A 1,082-nucleotide genomic window follows, 5' to 3' on the forward strand; every position below is an offset into this window, starting at 1 on the left:
TGTACCCGGCCAGGACGTTGGTAGCGGGCGTGTCGGCTTGATGTGAAGAGAACCTCCGAGTGGGGTGTGGCTTGTCTAAGGCCCACATCCGCTCGGAGGTTCTCGTGTCCCACCGTAATGCCCGCACCACCTATCTCGGGAGAATGCTCATCGTCGAGCGTTACCGAGATGGCTGGCCGAAAGCCCATATCGCCAGCGCAATGGGTATATCCCGCAAGTGCGTGTCCACGTGGGTGGCCCGCTACGAGACCGAGGGTGAAGCTGGATTGCACGACCGGTCCTCCCGCCCGCACACGATGCCGACCCGAACCGCAGCCGAGGTCGAGACCCGGATCGTCGAGCTCCGCATGCATGAACGGCGCGGACCGGACTGGCTTGCAGCCGAACTGGGGGTGCCGGCCCGCACCGTCTCGCGAGTCCTGCGCCGTCACCAGGCGCCGTATCTGGCGGACTGCGACCCGATGACCGGTCAGGTGATCCGCTCGTCGAAAACCACCGCTGTGCGCTACGAACGTGAGCGGCCCGGCGAGCTGGTGCACATGGATGTCAAGAAACTCGGCAGGATCCCTGACGGCGGTGGATGGCGCGCACACGGACGGGCCATCGGATCGACAGCCCGCGACCGCAGCACCCGGACCGGATTCGACTACGTCCACTCGCTCGTCGATGACCACTCCCGGCTCGCCTACTCCGAGATCCTCCCCGACGAAAAAGGTTCCACCTGTTCAGGTTTCCTGGCACGCGCGATCGACTACTTCGCGGACCACGGCATCCCGAGTATCGAGCGGCTGATGACCGACAACGCCTGGGCCTACCAATGGTCCCTGCGGACGGTCTGCGCCGAACACGGGATCCGGCAGAAGTTCATCAGACCGCACTGCCCGTGGCAGAACGGCAAGGTCGAACGCCTGAACCGGACCCTGCAAACCGAATGGGCCTACCGACAGGTCTTCACCAGCAACACCGAACGCGCCGACGCGCTTGCACCTTGGCTCGAGTACTACAACACTCGACGACGCCACAGCGCACTCGGAGGACTACCACCGATCAGCCGACTGCAACCAACCTGATGGCCAGGTACA

At 64.3% G+C, this 1,082-nt stretch carries 1 protein-coding gene; it reads left to right on the plus strand.

Features of this window, described 5'->3' with window-relative positions; all coding sequences use genetic code 11:
- Positions 1-104 precede the first annotated feature (104 nt).
- On the plus strand, positions 105-1,070 hold the full coding sequence (locus EGT67_RS24960; RefSeq protein WP_127918794.1) for an IS481 family transposase: 966 nt from the start codon (positions 105-107) through the stop codon (positions 1,068-1,070).
- The last annotated feature ends 12 nt before the right edge of the window (positions 1,071-1,082 follow it).

It is taken from the genome of Prescottella agglutinans (genome assembly GCF_004011865.1).
In the GTDB taxonomy this organism is placed as follows: domain Bacteria; phylum Actinomycetota; class Actinomycetes; order Mycobacteriales; family Mycobacteriaceae; genus Prescottella; species Prescottella agglutinans.